This is a genomic window from Hydrogenophaga sp. IBVHS1, from assembly GCF_002127265.1.
In the GTDB taxonomy this organism is placed as follows: Bacteria; Pseudomonadota; Gammaproteobacteria; order Burkholderiales; family Burkholderiaceae_C; genus Hydrogenophaga.
Genome location: NZ_NFUU01000001.1, coordinates 902,988 through 920,278 on the forward strand (window position 1 = coordinate 902,988; position 17,291 = coordinate 920,278).

Below are 17,291 nucleotides of genomic sequence, written 5' to 3' on the forward strand. Positions count from 1 at the left end.
ATAGGTTGACCTGACAACAAAACGTCCGTCTAATATTGGTCCAATACATGGTCAAGCCAATCATCAGGAGACACGGACATGGACAAGGAAATCGAAACCTTGCTGCAGATGGTGAAAGACGCCAACCGCAAGCCCTTCTGGCAGAGCACACCGCAAGAGGCCCGCAGCGGCCCGATGCTCATGGCGCTGCTGTTTGGTGACCCGCCCGAGGTGCAGCGAGACGAGAGCTTCACCATTCCCTCGTCTGGCGGATTCGCGCTCCCCGTGCGCCTGTACGTGCCCTCGAACTCGCCCAAAGGCCTGATCGTCTATTTCCACGGCGGCGGCTGGGTCATCGGCACGGTGGCCGGCTACCACCCTTTCACCGCCACGCTCGCCAACCGCACCGGTTGCGCCGTGCTGTCGGTGGATTACCGGCTCGCGCCCGAGCATCCGTTTCCCTTGCCGGTGGACGATGCGCTGGCCGCCATGCGCTGGGCCGCCTCCGCGGACGCGGCCAGGGCGATCGGTGCCGAACCGCGCGCGCTGGTGGCCATGGGCGACAGTGCCGGTGGCAACCTTGCTACGGTGGCCTCGCGCATCCACAACGCTTCGGCGCCCGCCCGCAAGGTGGATCTGCAGGTGCTGGCCTACCCCGTGGCCGACCACGATTTCGACACTGGCAGCTACGCCGAGTTTGCCCAGGGCAACCTGCTCACCCGCAACGACATGAAGTGGTTCTGGGATCACTACTGCCCGGACGTGTCGAAGCGGTCACACCCCGATGCCTCGCCCCTGCACGCAAAAGATCTGTCGGCTTCGCCGCCGGCACTGGTGGTGACCGCCGGGCGCGACCCGCTGCGCGACGAGGGCGAGGCCTATGGCCAGCGCCTCGAGGATGCCGGCGTGCCCACCGAGGTGGTGCGCGGTGAAGGCCTGGTGCACGGGTTCCTCGCCATGATCAACTACGCGCCCAGTGCCGGGCGCGCCTTCGAGAAAATGGTGGCCGCCATCGACCGGGTGACCTCGAAGTAAGCAACAACCGAATGGAGACATCGATGGAATACGTTCGACTCGGCCGCACCGGCCTCAAGGTGTCCCGCTTGTGCCTCGGTTGCATGACCTACGGCGAGCCCGGGCGCGGCGCGCACGAATGGACGCTGAACGAAGAGGCCAGCCGGCCGATGTTGCGCCAGGCGTTCGAGGCGGGCATCAACTTCTTCGACACCGCCAACATCTACTCCGATGGCACCAGCGAGGAGATTCTAGGCCGCGCCATTCGCGATTTTTCCCGCCGCGACGAGGTGGTGATTGCCACCAAGCTCAACGGTGCCATGCGGACCGATCCCAACGCTGCCGGTCTGTCGCGCAAGGCCGTGATGACTGAGGTCGACGCCAGCCTGAAGCGCCTGGGCACGGACTACATCGACCTGTACCAGATCCACCGCTTCGACTACACCACACCGATCGAAGAGACGCTGGAAGCGCTGCACGATGTCGTCAAGGCCGGCAAGGTGCGCTACATCGGCGCGTCTTCGATGTATGCGTACCAGTTCTGCAAGGCGCTTTACCTGGCTGACCTGCATGGCTGGACGCGCTTCGTCTCCATGCAGAACCACTACAACCTGCTCTACCGCGAGGAAGAGCGCGAGATGCTGCGCCTGTGCCGGGAAGAGGGCATCGGCGTGATCCCGTGGAGCCCGCTGGCGCGCGGCCGCCTCACGCGGGATTTTGACGAGAAGACCTTTCGCACCGAGACCGACCAGTACGGCAAAAGCCTGCACAAGGGCCTGGGCGAAGCCGACCGCCGCGTGATCGATGCGGTGGCCACCGTGGCGACGGCGCGGGGCGTGCCGCGCGCGCAGGTGGCGCTGGCCTGGCTGGCCAGCCGCCCCGGTGTCACTGCACCCATCGTCGGTGCGTCGAAGCCGGCGCACCTGCAGGACGCCGTGGCAGCGTTGTCGCTCCAGCTCACGCCCGAGGAAATCGGGGCCCTGGAGGCGCCGTACATCCCGCACACCGTTGCGGGCTTCTCCTGAGCGGCACAACGTTCTATAATGGTATGACCATTGAATCTGAATGAGGCCTCCCATGCTGAACAAGACCATTCCCGAACGCGTGTTCCAGGTGAAGGACGCCAGCGGCCGGCAGTACAAGGTGACGCGTTACGCCTGGCTGGAGAGCGAGGCCGACGAGGCAACCTCTGCCCAGTGGCGCGAAACCTGGCACCTGCTCATGACGGAGAACGGCGGTTTTCTCGACCCCGTGGGTGATGGCCGCTACGTGATCGATGGCACCGGAACGCTCGTAGAGCCGGTCGAAGGCGAGGCTGTGGCCCAACCCGCCTGAGCGGATGACGCCCCCGCGTGGCCCGCTGCACGGCATCAAGGTCATCGAGATGGCCGGCCTCGCGCCGGGCCCGTTCGCGGCCATGATGCTGGCCGACATGGGTGCGCAGGTGCTGCGCATCGACCGCCCCGACCCCGCGCCGCGTGCCATGCCGCAGCGTTTCTACTTCACCGACCGCAACCGCCGCTCCATCGCGGTGGATCTGAAGTCGCCCGATGGCGTGGCGCTTGTCAGGCGCCTGCTCGGCGGAGCCGATGCGCTCATCGAAGGCTTTCGCCCCGGCGTGATGGAGCGGCTTGGCCTGGGCCCGGCCGAATGCCTCGCCATCAACCCGCGCCTGGTCTACGGCCGCATGACCGGTTGGGGCCAGGAGGGCCCGATGGCCATGGCGCCGGGACACGACATCAACTACATCGCGCTGTCTGGCGCGCTGGAAGCCATTGGCGAGGCCGGACGGCCGCCGGTGCTGCCGTTGAACCTGGTGGGCGATTTTGGGGGCGGCGGCATGTACCTGGCCTTCGGCATTGCCTGCGCGCTGATTGAGGCGGCGCGCTCAGGCCAGGGGCAGGTGGTGGACGCGGCTATGGTCGATGGCGCGGCCTCACTCATGACCTACTTCCATGGCTACCGCGCGGGCGGCAAGTGGCCGGGCAGGGGCCGCAGCGTCACCGGCGGCGGCTCGCCGTTCTACGCGGTCTACGAAACAAAAGACGGTAAATACATCAGCGTCGGCTCGGCCGAGCCCAAGTTTTACGCCGAGCTGCTGCGCCAGACCGGGCTGGACCAGGCCGGCTTGCCCGATCGCAACGATCCGGCCCACTGGCCGGTGATCCGCGAGCGGCTGGATGCCGTGTTCCGCACGCGCACGCGAGACGAGTGGTGCGCACAGCTCGAGACCAGCGAGACCTGCTTCGCCCCCGTGCTCGACATGCAGGAGGCCGCCGCGCACCCGCACAACGCGGCGCGCAGCACCTTCATCGAGGTCGATGGCATGCTGCAGCCGGCGCCGGCACCGCGCTTTTCGCGCACGCCTTCGGCCACACCCACCGCCGGTGTGGAGCCCGGCGTGGACCTGCCGGCGGCGCTGGATGGTTGGGGACTCGAAGCCGACGAGATCGAGTCGCTGGCTGCGGCCGGGACTGTGTCGTGAGCCTGCCGCCACCTGGCCCGGGCACCTGGACCCGCGATGGCCTGCAGGGCTATGCATTGCATGTGGGCCCGCTCTGGTGCGACGCCGACGGTGCACTGGCCCTGCGCATCGAAGAGCGGCACACCAACATCACCGGCCGCGTGCACGGCGGTATGGCCATGGGCCTGGCCTCCATGGCCATGGCGCAGGCCGCGTTACGCGCCGCACGCGCGGTGCGGCCTGGCGGCAAGGCCACGCTGCTTTCATTGCACACCGAACTGATCAGCTCCGCGCAGACCGGCGACTGGGTGTTCACCGATGCGCAAGTGGTGCGCACCACGCGCACGCTGGTGTTCGTCAACGGGGGACTGCGCTCCGGCGAGCGCGTGCTCATGACGGCCACCGCCATCTACCAGATCGATGCCGGGGCGGCAGTGGGTGCGCCGGGTGCGCCTGTGCCCATGGCGCTGCACCCGAACCATGTGGTGCGCGAACCTGTTGACGCGTTCAGCGCTCACGTGGGGCCGTTTCATGTGCGCAACGACGAGCGCGGCGAACCGGTGGGCGGACTGCAGGTGAAGCCGGTCAACCTCGACTCCCTTGGAGGCAACGAGATCGACGCCGGCATGGTGCTCATGATGGCCGACCTCTTTCTTGGTCGCCGCGCGCGCACCGTGAGCGGTTCGGTGTGCGTCACCGTGGGCATGGGCATTTCGCGCCTGGGGCCGGTGCGGCTGGGCGATGTGCTCGAAGTGGACAGCCAAACCGAAGGCCAGCAAGGCGAAACGCTGGTGATCACCGGGCGCTTTCGTGTGAACGGGCTGCCAGTGGCCAGCGCCACCAGCCTGTGGAAAATGGTGGAGAAAAAATGAACCCCGCATCACCCCCATTGACCAAGCCCTTGCGCTCGGCTTCCACGCTCATCCTGTTGCGCGACTCGGAAGACGGGCCGCAGGTGCTCATGCTCAAGCGCCACGGTCTCTCCGAGGTGCTGGCGGGTGCTTTTGTGTTCCCGGGTGGCAAGCTTGATGCGCCAGACACCGAGCTGCAGGACAGCCAGCACCTCGATGAGTCGGCCAGCGCGCTGCACGCGCGGCTGGGCGAGAACGATATCGACACCGCCACCGCCGCAGGCCTGTATGTGGCCGCGTTGCGCGAGACGTTTGAAGAATCTGGCCTGCTGCTGGCCGAAGATTTGGTCCCTGCGCGCGCCGAGGAAGCGCTGGCCCGCCTGGCCGACGGCATGGCCTTCAACACCTTGCTGGCCGAGATGGGCCTGCGGCTGCGCGTGGGTGCGCTCGCGCCGTGGTCGCGCTGGATCACGCCACCCGATTCACCCAACAAGCGTTTTGACACCCGCTTCTTCGTGGCGCGGGCACCTGTGGGCCTGGCCCGTCACGACGAGCGCGAGACCACGGAAGCACGCTGGGTGCAGCCGCGCCCCGCGCTGCAAAGCTACTGGCGGGGTGAACTCACGCTGGCTCCGCCGCAGATCATGACGCTGGCGCACCTGGCGCGGCATGGCAGCGTGGACAGTGCGCTGGCCGAGGCACGCGGGCGTCTGCCCGCCTTGATTCAGCCGCATGTGATCCGCGACCCCGAGGGCCGCACCATGTGCTACCCCGGCGACGCGTTGCACCCCGTGCGCGAGCGCGCGATGCCGGGGCCGCTGCGGCTGTTGACGCGGGGTCAGCGGTACGAACCGGCAGACGGCTTTGAAGCATTTTTCGCCGCACCCACCGAGGTCGTGCATGGCCGCTGACATTCCCGCGTTCGACACCCTCCAGCTGGAGCTGCAAGGCGCGCTGGCCTGGATCTCCCTGCCGCAGAAACGCCCACCCCGGTTCAACGGCACCTGAATCAACATGAACAGCTCCCCACCCACACCCACCCAGACCCGACTGCAAGCCACCGCCCTGGGCGGTCTGCGCGTGATCGATTTCACCCACTTCATCGCCGGCCCCATGGCCACCATGATCCTGGCCGATGCCGGTGCCGACGTCATCAAGATCGAGAAACCCAAGGGCGACGACCAGCGCTATTTCGCGCCCTCCGAAGCCAGCCTGGACGGGCAGGGCGCCAGCTTCCTCTGGGCGAACCGCAACAAGCGCAGCATCACACTGGACCTCAAGACCGATGCCGGCCGCGCCATTGCGCAGGCGCTGGTGCGAGATGCCGATGTCGTGGTGGAGAACTTCACCTCGCGCGTGATGGCGCAGTACGGGCTGGACTACGAGACGCTTTCGCGCGACAACCCGGGCCTGATCTACTGCTCGGTTTCGGCGTTCGGCCGCACCGGCGAGCTGGCCGACCGCGCCGGCTTCGACACCATCATGCAGGCCGAGAGCGGCTTCATGTCGCTCACTGGTTACGCCGATCGGGACGGTGTGCGAACCGGCCCGGCGGTGATGGACATGGCATGCGCCATGATGGCGAGCAACGCGATCCTGATTGCCCTGGCCGCACGCCACCGCACCGGCCAGGGCCAGCATGTCGATGTGCCGCTGTTCGACACCGGGGTGCTCATGACCGGCTTCATGACCGCGCAATACCTCTTCAGCGGCAAGGTGCCCAAGCGCAACGGCAACGTGAGCAACGACGCGGTGCCCAGCGGTGTGTTCCCCACGGCCGACCTGCCGCTCTTTCTCACCTGCACCAGCACCTCGCTGTTTCGCCGGCTCTTCATCGACGTGCTGAACATGCCCGAGGTGGGCGACGATCCCGGGTTGCAGCGCATCGATGGGCGCCTCGCGCAGCGCGAGCGTGTGATCGACATCCTGAACCGCATATTTGCCACCGACACGCGAGAGAACTGGCTGGCGCGCCTGGACCAGGCCAAGGTGCCGGCCGGCGCCGTGCGCACGCTGCCCGAGGCGCTGGAATCGCGTGAAGTGAAGGTGCGCGGGCTGGTCACGCAGGTGCCGCACCCCACCGCCGGCAGCGTGCCCAACGTGGCCCTACCGCTGCATTTTTCGGGTACGCCCGTGGTGCCGCCGGTGGCCGCACCGATGCTGGGGCAACACACCAGCGAGGTGCTGCGGGAGGTACTGGGCTATTCGGAGGCAAAGATCGCCGAGCTGCGGGCAGCGGGCGTGCTCGGCCTCACATGATGCGAACCGCGTTCACCGCGTAGGCGGCCAGTGGTTCGTAAGCCGGGTGCTGGTGGATGAACGCCTGCCCGGCGGGCGAGGCCACCCAGTCGCGCAGTTGCTGCGCGCTCTCGAAGAACAACTCGGCCATGGCCTCCACTGGCACCTTGCCACTGGGCACGTTGGCCGACACCGGGTGCGCGCTGTCCACCACGGTGTTCTGCACGTAGGCGAAGGGCCCGCCCTCGGTGGGTGCGAGCAGAGTGGGCTGTGCACCTTGCGGAGCTGCCTTGCGCAAACGGGAGAGCACCAGCAGCTTGTTGGCGGGCCCTCCGGGCGCGCGCCCTTCTTCAGGCACGGGTGCGGTGCCGAACACCGGCTCGCCCGCCAGCACCAGAATGGTGATGGCGCCCTGAAAGTTCGGGATGTCTCGCTTGACGGCTGCGTACTCGGGCGACTGTTCGCAACGTTCCATGGCGGCCACGTCGTCGAACCACTGCTGCGAGATGCCACCCACCTCGTGATCGGGGAAGGGCTGCACCTCGAACAGGCGCTCGCGGATGTGGTTCTGAAAATAGCGGTGCACGCCCGGCATGAAACTGGCCAGGTGCCCGTGCACCTGGAACCAGTGGTCACCGAACTGCGCTTCGCTGATGCCTTCTTTTCGACTGAAGACGCCCGAGCGAAAGATCATGAAAAACCCCTGCGATGGAGAACGTCTGATCGCGAAACACCGCGGAACCGGCTTTGCCGGGCCGCTGGTGTTGCCCCCTTGAGGGGGTAGCGCGAAGCGCTGCGGGGGTGGGCCATGCTCAGGTCGGGGTGATGTTGAGGCGTTTGATCAGGTCGCCCCAGAGCTTGCTGTCGCGCTGCACGATCTTGGCAAACTCATCGCCACCCACTTGCGATGGCGTGCCGCCACCCTTGCGAACGATGGCCTGGAATTCCGGGTCGGACGTCATGGCCTGCACCGCCTGCATCAGCTTGGCCTGAACGGCGGGCGGCAGGTTGGCCGGTGCCACCATGCCGAACAGCTGTTCGGGAAGCAGCACGTTGTAGCCCGCTTCCTTGATCGAAGGCACATTGGGCAGCGATGCATCGCGCGTGTCGCCGGTAACGGCCAGCGCCTTGATGCGCCCACTGTTGATGAGGGCGATCGAGCTGGGCACCGACTGCCACGCGTAGTGCACGTCGCCGGCCATGATGGCGGCGTCGGTCTCGGGGCCGGTCTTGTAGGGAATGTGCACGGCCTGAATGCCCACGTCGGCGTTGAACTGCTCGGCCGCAAGGTGGATACTGTTGCCGATGCCTGAAGAACCGAAGTTGAGCTTGCCGGGCTTGGACTTGGCTAGCGCGATGAACTCGCTCACGGTGTTCACGCCCAGCGCGGGCGCCACCACCAGCACTTGCCGTGTGGTCTGGATCAGGCCGAGGTAGGTGAACGACTTCACCACGTCGTAACCCGTGTTCTTGATCAGGTGCGGGGCCGACGTCATGGCGGTGCTGGTGCCCATGCCGATGGTGTAGCCATCGGGTGCCGCGCGCGCCACGGCAGAAAGGCCGATGGTGCCCGAGCCGCCCAGCTTCACGTCAACGATCATGCTGCCGTTCATGGTCTTTGCCATGTGCAGCGCGATCTGACGCGCCAGGAAATCGACCGCACCACCGAAGGGTGCAATCAGCGTGATGGGACGCTCCGGGTAGCCCGATTGCGCGAATGCCAGCGAGGGCAGCGCGCCGATGCTGGCAGCGCCACCGGCCAGGGCAGCCAGGCGCAGCGTGGCGGTGCGGCGGGAAATGGAGTGGGAATCTTTCATGGGTGTCTCCTAGGGGTGGTTGCGCGGTCGCGGGGGGAAAGGGTTTACTCGACGACGGTGTTGGTCAGTTCGCCGAGGCCATCGATGCGTGCACGGATCACGTCGCCCGGCTCCAGGCAGCGGGGGGGCGTCATGGCAAAGCCCACGCCCGAAGGCGTTCCGGTGGCGATCACATCGCCGGGGTGCAGGGTGAGGCCGGCGGAGAGCTGTTCGATGATGGATGGCACGTCGAACAGCATGTCCTGTGTGCTGGCGTGCTGTCGCACTTCGCCATTCACGTCCAGCTCCATGTTCAGGGCCTGCGCATCGGGCACGGCGCTGCGGTGCACCACCCAGGGTCCCATGGGGCAGGTGGTGTCCAGGCCCTTGCCCTTGAACCACTGCCCGTGGCGCTTTTGCAGGTCGCGCGCGGTCACGTCGTTGATGATGGTGTAGCCGAACACATGGTCCAGCGCGGATTCGCGCGGAATGTCCACGCCGCCCTTGCCGATCACGATGCCGAGTTCGATTTCGTAGTCGAGGATGCGTGTGTGTTTTGCGTGCCGCTGAATGGAATCGCCGGTGCCGATGACGGTGGTCCAGGGTTTGGAGAAGAACTCCGCAGCCTTCGGAAAATCGTCGGGGTCGCGTTTGGCGGCGAGGTTGCCTTCGATGATGTGGAGGCGGTAGTTGCGCCCCACGCAGAACACGTTTTTGCCTGGACGCGGCAGGGGCGCGAGCACGCGCGCATCAGGTGCCGCCATGTGGGCCTTGTGGCTGCTCGTGTCTTGCAGGGCGCGGCGAGCGTGCTCCAGCATTTCGGGGCCCGCTTCGATCAGCCCGGCCACGTCGTTCGGCACGCTGGCTGAAGCGCCGAGAGACGCACGCAGCATCGAACTCAGGTTGACGATGCCGGCGTCGGTGTGGGCGCCCAGCTGGGTGCGTCCATCTTGCGAGAAGGTGAGAAATTTCATGGTGTGATGGTTACAGATCAATCAAGTCGGATGCGTGTACCGGAGATGAATTTCTTCCAGCGGGCGGTATCACTTCGTACGATCTGGTCGATGTACTTCGCGCTGGTGTCGGTGGCGGGGTCCACGCCGATGTTGCGCATGCGCTCGCGCACCGCAGGCGAAGCCACCATCCTGGCCACCTCCGCATTGAGCCGGTCGATCACATCGGGTGGCGTGCCTGCCGGAGCGGCCAGGCTGTACCAGGTGTCGATGTAGAAACCCTTGAGGCCCACTTCTTCCATGGTCGGCAGCTCCGGCGCAGCGCCCAGGCGGGTCTTGCCCGTGACGGCGAGTGCCCGCAACCGGCCTGCCTTCACATGCGTGAGCACCGAGGTGTCGACGAACATGAAGTCGAGCTGACCACCGAGCAGGTCGCTGATGGCGGGGCCTGCACCGCGGTACGGCACGTGCACCACCGGGACGCCCGATAGCTGCCGGAACATTTCGCCCGAGAGGTGCGGGGTGGAGCCATTGCCAGCCGAGCCGTAGAACACCTTGCCGGGTCGCGCGCGGGCGTATTCAATGAGCTCCTTCACCGATTTCACCGGGCTGCTGGCGTTGACCACCAGCACGTTCGACGACGTGAACACCATCGAGACGGGCGAGTAGTCCTTCAAAGGGTCAAACGGCAGGCTGGCGTACAGGCTGGGGTTGATGGTCATGGTGCTGTTCACCGCCATCAGCAGCGTGTAGCCATCGGCGGGCGCCTTGGCCACAAAGCCCGCGCCGAGCGCGCCGTTGGCGCCGGGTTTGTATTCGACCACCACACGCTGGCCCAGGCTCGGGCTGATGGCCTCGCTCACCATGTTGCCGAACGTGGTGCCCATGCCGCCGGGCGGGTAGGGAACCACCAGCACCACGGGTTTCTCGGGATATGCAGCCCACGCGGGCATGAGGGCGCTGGTGGCCAGCGCGAGGCCGGTGAGCAGTTGGCGCAAGTAAGAAGGCACGGAAAAGTCTCCTGTGGGGTGTGTTGTCAAAAACGGTCGGGCGCGCGGTGCGTCAAACGTCGAGCCAGTCGGGCGTGGCCTGGCGTTGCCCCATGCGGGGCGCGGGCGCGTCCACCGGCACCGGGTCCAGCCGCAGGCGCGTGAGCCGCAGGAAGCTGATCTTCCAGTCGGTGCCCACGCGTCGGTATTCCTCTTCGTAGTGGCCGTAGCCGAAAAAACCTTTGCTGCCGGGCGTTTCCTTCACGGTGCCGCCGTCGGTCCACTCCACGAAATCCTCCATCGCCCAGATCACGCGGGCGGTGTCGGGTCCGGTCATCACCGTTTCCTGCATGTGGCAGTGGTGCACCGAGATCGTGTGGGCCAGTCGGCTGGAGACGCCCTGCACGAACATGGCCACGTCGGCACCGGCCGGGGCCGAGCCCAGGCCTTCGAAGCGGCAGTCATCGGTGAAGATGGAAGCGAGGCGATCCCACTGCTTGGTGTCGATGTAGCGGCAATAGCGCGCCTTGGTCTGGCGGATCGCGTCTGCACTGAGCAGGTAGTCGAGCGCGTCGGCCGGCTGTGCGGGCGAAGTGGGGGCGGGCAAGGGCATGTCTCCGTGGTGTGTCGGCAAAAGGCTGCAAAAAGCTTTGACCGAGCGTTGAACTTGACAGTATAATGGTCTTACCAATGGAAGACAAGGCCAATTTCTCCTGGCCGTATGAGGACAAACATGCTTGACAACCTGGAAGCCGAGTTCCCCATCCACACGCCGCGTCCTGCCAGCGCACCGAAGGCGCTGGAGGGTGTTCGTGTGGTCGACTTCACCCACTTCATTGCCGGTCCGTTTGCCACCATGGTGATGGCCGACATGGGCGCCGATGTCATCAAGGTGGAAACCCCGGGGCGCGGCGACGAGTTTCGCCACTATCCCCCGGTGCATGCCGAGTTGCCGGCGCAGGGCGCTCCCTACCTCTGGAGCAACCGCAACAAGCGCAGCGCGGCGCTGAACATGAAGACACCGGAAGGCCTTGCGGTGGTGCGGGAGCTGGTCGCCAAGGCCGACGTGGTGGTGGAGAATTTTTCCACCGGCGTCATGGAGCGCTTTGGTCTGGATTACGAAAGCTGCCGCAAGCTCAACCCGAAACTCATTTACTGCTCGGTGTCGGCTTACGGGCGTGAAGGCGAATTCGCCGATCGCCTGGGCTTCGACCCCATCGCGCAGGCCGAGAGCGGCTTCATCTCGATGAATGGCTACAAAGACCGCCAGGGCGTGCGCACACTCTCACCCGTGATCGACATCAGCACCGCCACCATGGCGTGCAACGCCATTCTGGGTGCGCTGCTCGCGCGCCATCGCACTGGCGAGGGCCAGTCGATCGAAGTGGCGCTGTTCGACAACGCGGTGCTCATGACCGGCTACGCTGCGCTGCAGCACCTCTTTACCGGTGCGGTGCCTCAGCGCCATGGCAACACAAGCCCGGACACCTGCCCCTCCGGCGTGTTCGAGTCCAGCGACAAGCCGTTCTACATCAACTGCGGCAACGACAAGATCTTTCACCGCCTCATGGCACAGGTGATCGAGCGCCCGGACCTGGCCAACGATCCGGTGCTTTCCGATCGCAATGGCCGCATGGCCAAGCGCGCGGAAATCTTCGAGATGCTGGGAGAAATCTTTGCGAAGCAGCCCTGGTCCTACTGGCAGCCCCGCATGCGCGCGGCCTCCATTCCTTGCGGTGAAGTGCGCAACGTCGGCGATGCGATTCGTTCGCCCGAGGCGCGCGCGCGCAACCTCGTCACGCGGGTGGAACACCCGGTGATCGGCTGGATGCCCAACGTGGCCTTGCCCATCCGTTATTCGGGCACGCCTGTGGCCGATCCGAAGCCTGCTCCGGCGGTCGGCCAGCACACCGAAGAAGTGCTGCGTGAAACGCTGGGCTACAGCGATGAGCGCATCGCCGCCTTGCGCGCCAGCGGTGCACTGAGTGCTTCGGCACCCGCCGCGAAAAATCCCGCGCCGGCCAAGGCGGAGGCCGCCGCCTGATGCGAGAGCTCCCACCGGCCAAGCCGCGCGCTGCGCTGCACACCCGGCAGATCACTTGCACGGGCTGGGCGCGCGAGGACGGTCTTTGGGAGGTGGAGGCGCGGCTGTCGGACACGCGCGCCTACGACATGGATCCCGCCTTTGTGCGCGGCAACGTCGCCATGCGCAAGGCGGGCGACCCGATCCACCTCATGTCGCTGCGCCTCGCGCTGGACGACAGTTTCACCATCGTCGAGGCGCAAGCGGTTTCGCACCAGGTGCCTTATGCGGACTGCGTCGACATCAATCCCGCTTACGAACAACTGATCGGTTTGCGCATTCAGGCGGGTTTTACCCAGGCGGTGAAGACGCTCTTTCGCGGCGCGCTCGGCTGCACGCACCTCACGGAGTTGATGGGGCCACTGGCCACCACGGCCCTGCAATCGATTCGCCCCGCGATGGAGCGGCGGCGCCATGAGCTCGGTCTGCCACCGGCCGAAGAAGGGCCGCGCCCGGCGCTACTCGATACTTGCCACGGACTGCGCCGCGGCGGCCAGCCCGCCATCGTGAGATGGGGGCTGTAAGCGGCCATCACTGCGGCTGAATGCCCTTGGCCTTGATCAGGGCCTGAAAGCGCGCTGCTTCCTTGTCGACCAGCGCGCGGAACTCGGCGGGCGTGGTGCTTTGTGGTTCGTTGCCGGTGGCCGAGAGCGCCTCGCGCAACGGCGCCTGGGCCAGCACCGTCTTCATGGCATCGGCCAGCTTGTTCACCACCGGCGTCGGGGTGCCGGGTGGCGCGACCAGGCCGAAGAACACGTCGGTGGTCATGGCGGGCAGGCCCAGTTCGGCCATGGTGGGCGTGTCGGGCAGGGACTTGTCGCGGCGCGAGCCGGTGACGGCCAGTGCGTTGAGCTTGCCGGTGCGGGCCAGTGCCAGGTTGGACGAGAGCGCGTCGAAGTAGAACTGGATCTGGCCGCCCATGGTGGCACTCGCCGATTCGGCGCCGCCCTTGTAGGGAATGTGCACGGCATCGAATCCGGCTTCGGTCTTGAGCAGTTCGGACAGCAGGTGCAGGCTGCCGTTCACGCCGTTGGAGCCGAAGCTGAGCTTGCCGGGGTTGGCCTTGCCGTAGGCGATGAGTTGCTTCAGGTCCTTGAATTCCGGCGACGCCATGATCACGAACATGGAGGTGGTGGCCAGGCTCACCGGGATCAGAGTTCTCACGTCGTAGCCCGGCTCCTTGTAGAGGAAGGGCGAGATCGCCATGACGCTGTTGCCCACCCACACCAGGGTGTGGCCGTCGGCCGGTGCCCGCACGGTCTGCTGCACGGAGATGGTGCCCGAGGCGCCAGGCCGGTTTTCGATCACGACGGGCTGGCCCAGCAGCTTGGCCAGCTCGGTGCCCACCAGGCGGGCCGTGATGTCGGTGGAGCCACCGGCGCCGGCGCCCACCAGGATGCGGATCGGCTTGCTGGGGAACGTTTCCTGCGCGCGCGCCGGCAGGGTCAGGCCCAGGGCAGCGGCGCCGAGGCCAGCGGCCAGCACCAGGCGGCGGCTGGGTTGGGTGTGGGGATCTTGTGCGTTCATGGGGGTCTCCGTTTGTGCGAAAGGCGCGCGTTGGACTGGATTGACATCGATTGGCTGGCGCATTATATTGGTCTAACCATTAAACATCAAGACAGCAATTTCCCTTATGGACCGAATCAGCCCCTCTGCCACCAGCGATGCCGCAGCGCTCGACAAGCTCCTGGCCGAGCGCCACAGCTGCCGCGCCTTTCTTCCCCAGCCCGTCGCCATCGACGTGCAGAAGAGCTTTCTGGCGACGGCGCAACGCACCTCTTCCTGGTGCAACTCGCAGGCCTGGCAGGTCACGATCGCATCGGGCGCGGCGGTGGATCGCTTTCGCGAAGCCATGTTGAATGCCGCGCAGAGCGGTGCCGACAAGGGCAGCGACTTTCCCTTCCCTAAGGAATACACAGGCCCTTACCTGGCGCGTCGGCGCGAATGCGGTTTTCAGCTTTACAAGGCGGTGGGCGTGGAGCGTGGCGACAAGGAAGGCGGCAACCGCCAGGCACTAGAGAACTTCCGACTGTTCGGTGCGCCGCACGTGGCCATTCTCACCAGCGACCCGGGCCTCGGCGTGTATGGCGCAGTGGATGTGGGCGGCTATGTGCAGGTGTTGCTGCTGGCCATGCAGGCACATGGCGTGGCCGCCATTCCGCAGGCCGCGCTGGCCTCGCACAGCGCCCTGGCCAAGTCGCTGCTGGGCATCGATCTCGCACGCCAGGTGGTCTGCGGCATTTCCTTTGGCTACGAAGACACCAGCCACCCGGCCAACAGCTACCGCACCAGCCGCGCGAGCCTGGACGACGTGGTGACCTGGGTGACCGACTGATGAACTTTCTGGCGCGGCGCGACCTGGCCATCGTCGGGTACGCCGAGACCAAGCTCGTGCGCCGCAGCGGGCGCAGCGCGCTCTCGCTGGCCGGTGAGGCGGTCAATGCCTTGCTGGCGCGCACCGGCCTCCAGCGCGACCAGATCGATGGCTTCGCCACCACGCTTGCCATGTCCGAAGGCGGCAACCCGTTCTACAGCAGCCTCATGGCCGAAGGCCTGGGCCTGTCGGTCACCTGGTGCCAGGCCACCGACATCGGCGGCGCGTCTTCCGGCGGCAATCTGATTCGCGCCGGCATGGCGATCGAGGCGGGGCTGTGCGAGATCGTGCTGTGCCTCGCGGCCGACGCGGTGTCGACCCAGGACCGCTCGGTGCAGTCGGGCCACCGCACCGAGTTCTGCGACCCGGCGGGCTACGCCGGCCCGCTGAGCGCCTTTGCGCTGCTGAGCTCGGTGTACGACCACCGGTATGGCCTGCCGCACGATGCGCTGGCCCGCCTGGCGGTGACGCAGCGCAACGGCGCATTGCTGAACGACAACGCTTGCGAGGTGCTGCGCAAGGCGCTCACCGAGCGCGAGTACCTCGAATCAAAAATCGTCTCCGATCCGTTGCGTATCCTCGACTGCGTGATGCGCTGTGATGGCGCCAGTGCGGTGCTGGTGATGTCCACGCGCAAGGCGCGAGAACTCGGCTTCGAGAAGCTGGTGCACCCAATAGGCTATGCCGAGCGCATCAACTTCGATCCGCGCGAACAGCACGCCGACGACATCCTGGTGAGTGGCTTCACCGACGTGGGACCGCGCGCCTTCAAAGCCGCCGGCATGTCGCCGAAGGACGTGCACATGCTGCACTGGTACGACGACTTTCTGATCGCGCTCATCCTGCAACTGGAGCAGACCGGTTTCTGCGGGCCGGGTGAAGGCGGCGCCTTTGTGCTCGCGCACGACATGGGCCACGCGGGCGACCTGCCGCTGAACACCGGTGGTGGTCAGATATCGGCCGGGCAGCCCGGCCTGGCCGGCGGCGGCGTGAACCTTGTCGAGTGCCTGCGCCAGCTCTTCGGCGAAGCGGGCGAGCGGCAGGTGAAGCGCCACGGCAACGCCATGCTCAGCGGCATTGGCGTGATTCCCTACGCGCGCAACTGGGGCACGAGCAGTGTGATGCTGCTGGAGCGTGGGCAATGAGCGATCTGCCGCACGGCGATGTGGCCGAGCCGTTCTGGGCCGGTCTTCGTGAGCGCCGCCTCATGCTGCAGTTCGATGCCACCAGCGGGCGCGCCCAGTTCTACCCCCGGCCGCAGAGCCTCTACAGCGAGGCCGGTGTGCAGTGGCGTGAGGCCAGCGGGCGCGGCACCATCGTCGCGCTCACCAAAAGCCGCGTCTCACCGCCCGCGCTGGCTCACCGGGTGCCGTATGCACTGGCGCTGGTGAAGCTGGCGGAAGGCCCACGCATGCTGGCGCGCGTTCTCGCACCACACGCCGATCTGGCTTTGGGCCAACCGGTTCACATCACCTGGGAAGAGGACGGCCATGCGCTGGCCTTTCCCGCATTCCAGCCGAGCGGCCGCGCCGCCGATTCACCTCAAGACCAAGGAGACTCCCCATGATTTCCCGCCGCCACCTGCTGGGCGCTTCCGCCCTGTCTGCCCTGCCCGCACTGCACCCGGGCCACGCCTGGGCACAAGCCGGGTTTCCCAACAAGCCCATCCACCTGATCGTGCCGTTCGCCGCCGGTGGCACGGGTGACGTGCTCTGCCGCAACCTGCAGGAGCCGCTGCAGCGCATCCTCGGCCAGTCGATCGTGGTGGAAAACCGCCTGGGCGCGGGTGGCACGGTGGGCACGCAACACGTGAAGAACGCCGCGCCCGATGGCTACACGCTGCTTCAGGTGGGCAATTCCACGGTGACCACGGCACTCATGCGCAAGAACGCCGGCTACGACCCCATCAAGGACTTCGCCTCCGTGGGTCTGGTGGCCACCACGCCCATGGTGCTGCTCACCAACCCGGTCATTCCCGCCAACAACGTGGCCGAACTCATTGCCTACGCCAAGGCGCGCCCGCGCGGCCTGGAATACGCCTCGGCCGGGCGAGGCTCGCTCGGCCACCTCACCAACGAACTGTTCAACCAGATGGCGGGCCTGGAGATGGTCTACGTGCCCTATCAGGGTTCGTCGCAGGCCACCAACGCGGCGCTGACCGGCGAAGTCAAGATGGTGATCACTACGCCGTCGGACGCCATCAATGGCCTGGTGGCCAGCGGCCGCCTGAAGATGCTCGGTGTCTCGTCGCCGCAGCGCAGCCCGTTGCTGCCCAGCGTGCCTGCCATCGCCGAAACCTTGCCCGGTTTCGATGTGCTGGCCTGGTTCGGCCTGGCGGCCCCGGCCGGCACGCCACCCGATGTGCTCGCGCGGCTGAACGACGCCGTGAACAAGGCGGTGAGCGAACCCGCCATGCAGACCAAGCTTGCCGGGCTGGGCATGACGCCCAAGCCGGCACCAGCGAAGAACTTCGCCGACACCTGGGCCGCCGATCAGAAGATCTGGACCCGCGTGATGCAGCAGGCCAACCTGCAACCGGAATGAACGCGA

At 66.4% G+C, this 17,291-nt stretch carries 19 protein-coding genes; 13 read left to right on the plus strand and 6 right to left on the minus strand.

Going from position 1 to position 17,291, the window contains the following annotated elements; genetic code table 11:
* The first annotated feature begins 78 nt into the window (after window positions 1–78).
* The 7 genes from CAP37_RS04405 (at window position 79) to CAP37_RS04435 (ending at window position 6,567) form a co-directional block, all read left to right on the plus strand.
* The gene (locus CAP37_RS04405; protein WP_086123053.1) at window positions 79–1,014 is read left to right on the plus strand and encodes an alpha/beta hydrolase; all 936 of its coding nucleotides are present in this window, start codon (window positions 79–81) and stop codon (window positions 1,012–1,014) included.
* A 23-nt stretch (window positions 1,015–1,037) separates the two neighbouring features.
* Window positions 1,038–2,018 carry an aldo/keto reductase gene (locus CAP37_RS04410; protein WP_086123054.1) on the plus strand — a complete coding sequence of 327 codons (981 nt, stop codon included), beginning with the start codon at window positions 1,038–1,040 and terminating at the stop codon, window positions 2,016–2,018.
* A gap of 52 nt (window positions 2,019–2,070) precedes the next feature.
* The gene (locus tag CAP37_RS04415; RefSeq protein ID WP_086123055.1) at window positions 2,071–2,328 is read left to right on the plus strand and encodes a hypothetical protein; all 258 of its coding nucleotides are present in this window, start codon (window positions 2,071–2,073) and stop codon (window positions 2,326–2,328) included.
* Between the two features lie 4 nt (window positions 2,329–2,332).
* The gene (locus CAP37_RS04420) at window positions 2,333–3,478 is read left to right on the plus strand and encodes a CaiB/BaiF CoA-transferase family protein (RefSeq protein ID WP_086123056.1); all 1,146 of its coding nucleotides are present in this window, start codon (window positions 2,333–2,335) and stop codon (window positions 3,476–3,478) included.
* Window positions 3,475–4,329, plus strand: a complete 855-nt coding sequence (locus CAP37_RS04425) for a hotdog domain-containing protein (protein WP_086123057.1) — start codon at window positions 3,475–3,477, stop codon at window positions 4,327–4,329. Before CAP37_RS04420 ends, CAP37_RS04425 begins: the two co-directional genes overlap by 4 nt.
* A complete protein-coding gene (locus CAP37_RS04430) occupies window positions 4,326–5,219 on the plus strand; it encodes an NUDIX domain-containing protein (RefSeq protein ID WP_086123058.1) in 894 nt (297 codons plus the stop codon). The genes CAP37_RS04425 and CAP37_RS04430 overlap by 4 nt, the downstream gene beginning before the upstream one ends.
* A 103-nt stretch (window positions 5,220–5,322) precedes the next feature.
* Entirely contained in the window at window positions 5,323–6,567 is a 1,245-nt protein-coding gene (locus CAP37_RS04435; RefSeq protein WP_086123059.1) for a CaiB/BaiF CoA-transferase family protein, read from the plus strand.
* On the opposite strand, the gene CAP37_RS04440 is transcribed toward CAP37_RS04435, so the two are convergent.
* The 5 genes from CAP37_RS04440 to CAP37_RS04460 form a co-directional block, all read right to left on the minus strand.
* Window positions 6,560–7,240: an EthD family reductase gene (locus CAP37_RS04440; protein WP_086123060.1), complete on the minus strand. Its 681-nt coding sequence runs from the start codon at window positions 7,238–7,240 to the stop codon at window positions 6,560–6,562. The two genes, CAP37_RS04435 and CAP37_RS04440, sit on opposite strands and share 8 nt — an antisense overlap.
* Window positions 7,241–7,358: 118 nt before the next feature.
* Entirely contained in the window at window positions 7,359–8,363 is a 1,005-nt protein-coding gene (locus CAP37_RS04445; protein ID WP_086123061.1) for a tripartite tricarboxylate transporter substrate binding protein, read from the minus strand.
* Between the two features lie 44 nt (window positions 8,364–8,407).
* Window positions 8,408–9,316 carry a fumarylacetoacetate hydrolase family protein gene (locus CAP37_RS04450; RefSeq protein ID WP_086123062.1) on the minus strand — a complete coding sequence of 303 codons (909 nt, stop codon included), beginning with the start codon at window positions 9,314–9,316 and terminating at the stop codon, window positions 8,408–8,410.
* Between the two features lie 17 nt (window positions 9,317–9,333).
* Window positions 9,334–10,305 (minus strand): tripartite tricarboxylate transporter substrate binding protein, encoded by a 972-nt coding sequence (locus tag CAP37_RS04455; protein ID WP_086123063.1) that lies wholly within the window; start codon window positions 10,303–10,305, stop codon window positions 9,334–9,336.
* Between the two features lie 52 nt (window positions 10,306–10,357).
* Window positions 10,358–10,891 (minus strand): nuclear transport factor 2 family protein, encoded by a 534-nt coding sequence (locus CAP37_RS04460; RefSeq protein ID WP_218776822.1) that lies wholly within the window; start codon window positions 10,889–10,891, stop codon window positions 10,358–10,360.
* 126 nt (window positions 10,892–11,017) lie between these two features.
* Here CAP37_RS04460 and CAP37_RS04465 point away from each other — a divergent pair, with 126 nt between their 5' ends.
* Window positions 11,018–12,328, plus strand: a complete 1,311-nt coding sequence (locus CAP37_RS04465; RefSeq protein WP_086123064.1) for a CaiB/BaiF CoA-transferase family protein — start codon at window positions 11,018–11,020, stop codon at window positions 12,326–12,328.
* Window positions 12,328–12,891, plus strand: a complete 564-nt coding sequence (locus CAP37_RS04470; RefSeq protein ID WP_086123065.1) for a DUF2889 domain-containing protein — start codon at window positions 12,328–12,330, stop codon at window positions 12,889–12,891. The genes CAP37_RS04465 and CAP37_RS04470 overlap by 1 nt, the downstream gene beginning before the upstream one ends.
* A 7-nt stretch (window positions 12,892–12,898) precedes the next feature.
* Here the strand turns inward: CAP37_RS04470 and CAP37_RS04475 are convergent, their stop codons facing one another.
* Window positions 12,899–13,894 carry a tripartite tricarboxylate transporter substrate binding protein gene (locus CAP37_RS04475; RefSeq protein WP_179190131.1) on the minus strand — a complete coding sequence of 332 codons (996 nt, stop codon included), beginning with the start codon at window positions 13,892–13,894 and terminating at the stop codon, window positions 12,899–12,901.
* A 106-nt stretch (window positions 13,895–14,000) separates the two neighbouring features.
* Between CAP37_RS04475 and CAP37_RS04480 the strand changes: the two genes are divergently transcribed.
* From CAP37_RS04480 to CAP37_RS04495, 4 genes are read left to right on the plus strand one after another with little or no spacing between them, the layout of a single operon-like run.
* On the plus strand, window positions 14,001–14,702 hold the full coding sequence (locus CAP37_RS04480; RefSeq protein ID WP_086123067.1) for a nitroreductase: 702 nt from the start codon (window positions 14,001–14,003) through the stop codon (window positions 14,700–14,702).
* Window positions 14,702–15,886 (plus strand): thiolase family protein, encoded by a 1,185-nt coding sequence (locus CAP37_RS04485; protein WP_086123068.1) that lies wholly within the window; start codon window positions 14,702–14,704, stop codon window positions 15,884–15,886. Before CAP37_RS04480 ends, CAP37_RS04485 begins: the two co-directional genes overlap by 1 nt.
* A complete protein-coding gene (locus CAP37_RS04490; RefSeq protein ID WP_086123069.1) occupies window positions 15,883–16,308 on the plus strand; it encodes a Zn-ribbon domain-containing OB-fold protein in 426 nt (141 codons plus the stop codon). The genes CAP37_RS04485 and CAP37_RS04490 overlap by 4 nt, the downstream gene beginning before the upstream one ends.
* On the plus strand, window positions 16,305–17,285 hold the full coding sequence (locus tag CAP37_RS04495) for a tripartite tricarboxylate transporter substrate binding protein (protein WP_086123070.1): 981 nt from the start codon (window positions 16,305–16,307) through the stop codon (window positions 17,283–17,285). The genes CAP37_RS04490 and CAP37_RS04495 overlap by 4 nt, the downstream gene beginning before the upstream one ends.
* Window positions 17,286–17,291 lie beyond the last annotated feature (6 nt).

Coding starts and splice junctions, on each gene's coding strand:
- CAP37_RS04485 (WP_086123068.1), top strand. CDS start 14,702: ATGAACTTTCTGGCGCGGCGCGACCTGGCCATCGTCGGGTACGCCGAG.
- CAP37_RS04405 (WP_086123053.1), top strand. CDS start 79: ATGGACAAGGAAATCGAAACCTTGCTGCAGATGGTGAAAGACGCCAAC.
- CAP37_RS04440 (WP_086123060.1), bottom strand. CDS start 7,240: ATGATCTTTCGCTCGGGCGTCTTCAGTCGAAAAGAAGGCATCAGCGAA.
- CAP37_RS04465 (WP_086123064.1), top strand. CDS start 11,018: ATGCTTGACAACCTGGAAGCCGAGTTCCCCATCCACACGCCGCGTCCT.
- CAP37_RS04430 (WP_086123058.1), top strand. CDS start 4,326: ATGAACCCCGCATCACCCCCATTGACCAAGCCCTTGCGCTCGGCTTCC.
- CAP37_RS04415 (WP_086123055.1), top strand. CDS start 2,071: ATGCTGAACAAGACCATTCCCGAACGCGTGTTCCAGGTGAAGGACGCC.
- CAP37_RS04450 (WP_086123062.1), bottom strand. CDS start 9,316: ATGAAATTTCTCACCTTCTCGCAAGATGGACGCACCCAGCTGGGCGCC.
- CAP37_RS04495 (WP_086123070.1), top strand. CDS start 16,305: ATGATTTCCCGCCGCCACCTGCTGGGCGCTTCCGCCCTGTCTGCCCTG.
- CAP37_RS04490 (WP_086123069.1), top strand. CDS start 15,883: ATGAGCGATCTGCCGCACGGCGATGTGGCCGAGCCGTTCTGGGCCGGT.
- CAP37_RS04435 (WP_086123059.1), top strand. CDS start 5,323: ATGAACAGCTCCCCACCCACACCCACCCAGACCCGACTGCAAGCCACC.
- CAP37_RS04480 (WP_086123067.1), top strand. CDS start 14,001: ATGGACCGAATCAGCCCCTCTGCCACCAGCGATGCCGCAGCGCTCGAC.
- CAP37_RS04445 (WP_086123061.1), bottom strand. CDS start 8,363: ATGAAAGATTCCCACTCCATTTCCCGCCGCACCGCCACGCTGCGCCTG.
- CAP37_RS04470 (WP_086123065.1), top strand. CDS start 12,328: ATGCGAGAGCTCCCACCGGCCAAGCCGCGCGCTGCGCTGCACACCCGG.
- CAP37_RS04410 (WP_086123054.1), top strand. CDS start 1,038: ATGGAATACGTTCGACTCGGCCGCACCGGCCTCAAGGTGTCCCGCTTG.
- CAP37_RS04475 (WP_179190131.1), bottom strand. CDS start 13,894: ATGAACGCACAAGATCCCCACACCCAACCCAGCCGCCGCCTGGTGCTG.
- CAP37_RS04420 (WP_086123056.1), top strand. CDS start 2,333: ATGACGCCCCCGCGTGGCCCGCTGCACGGCATCAAGGTCATCGAGATG.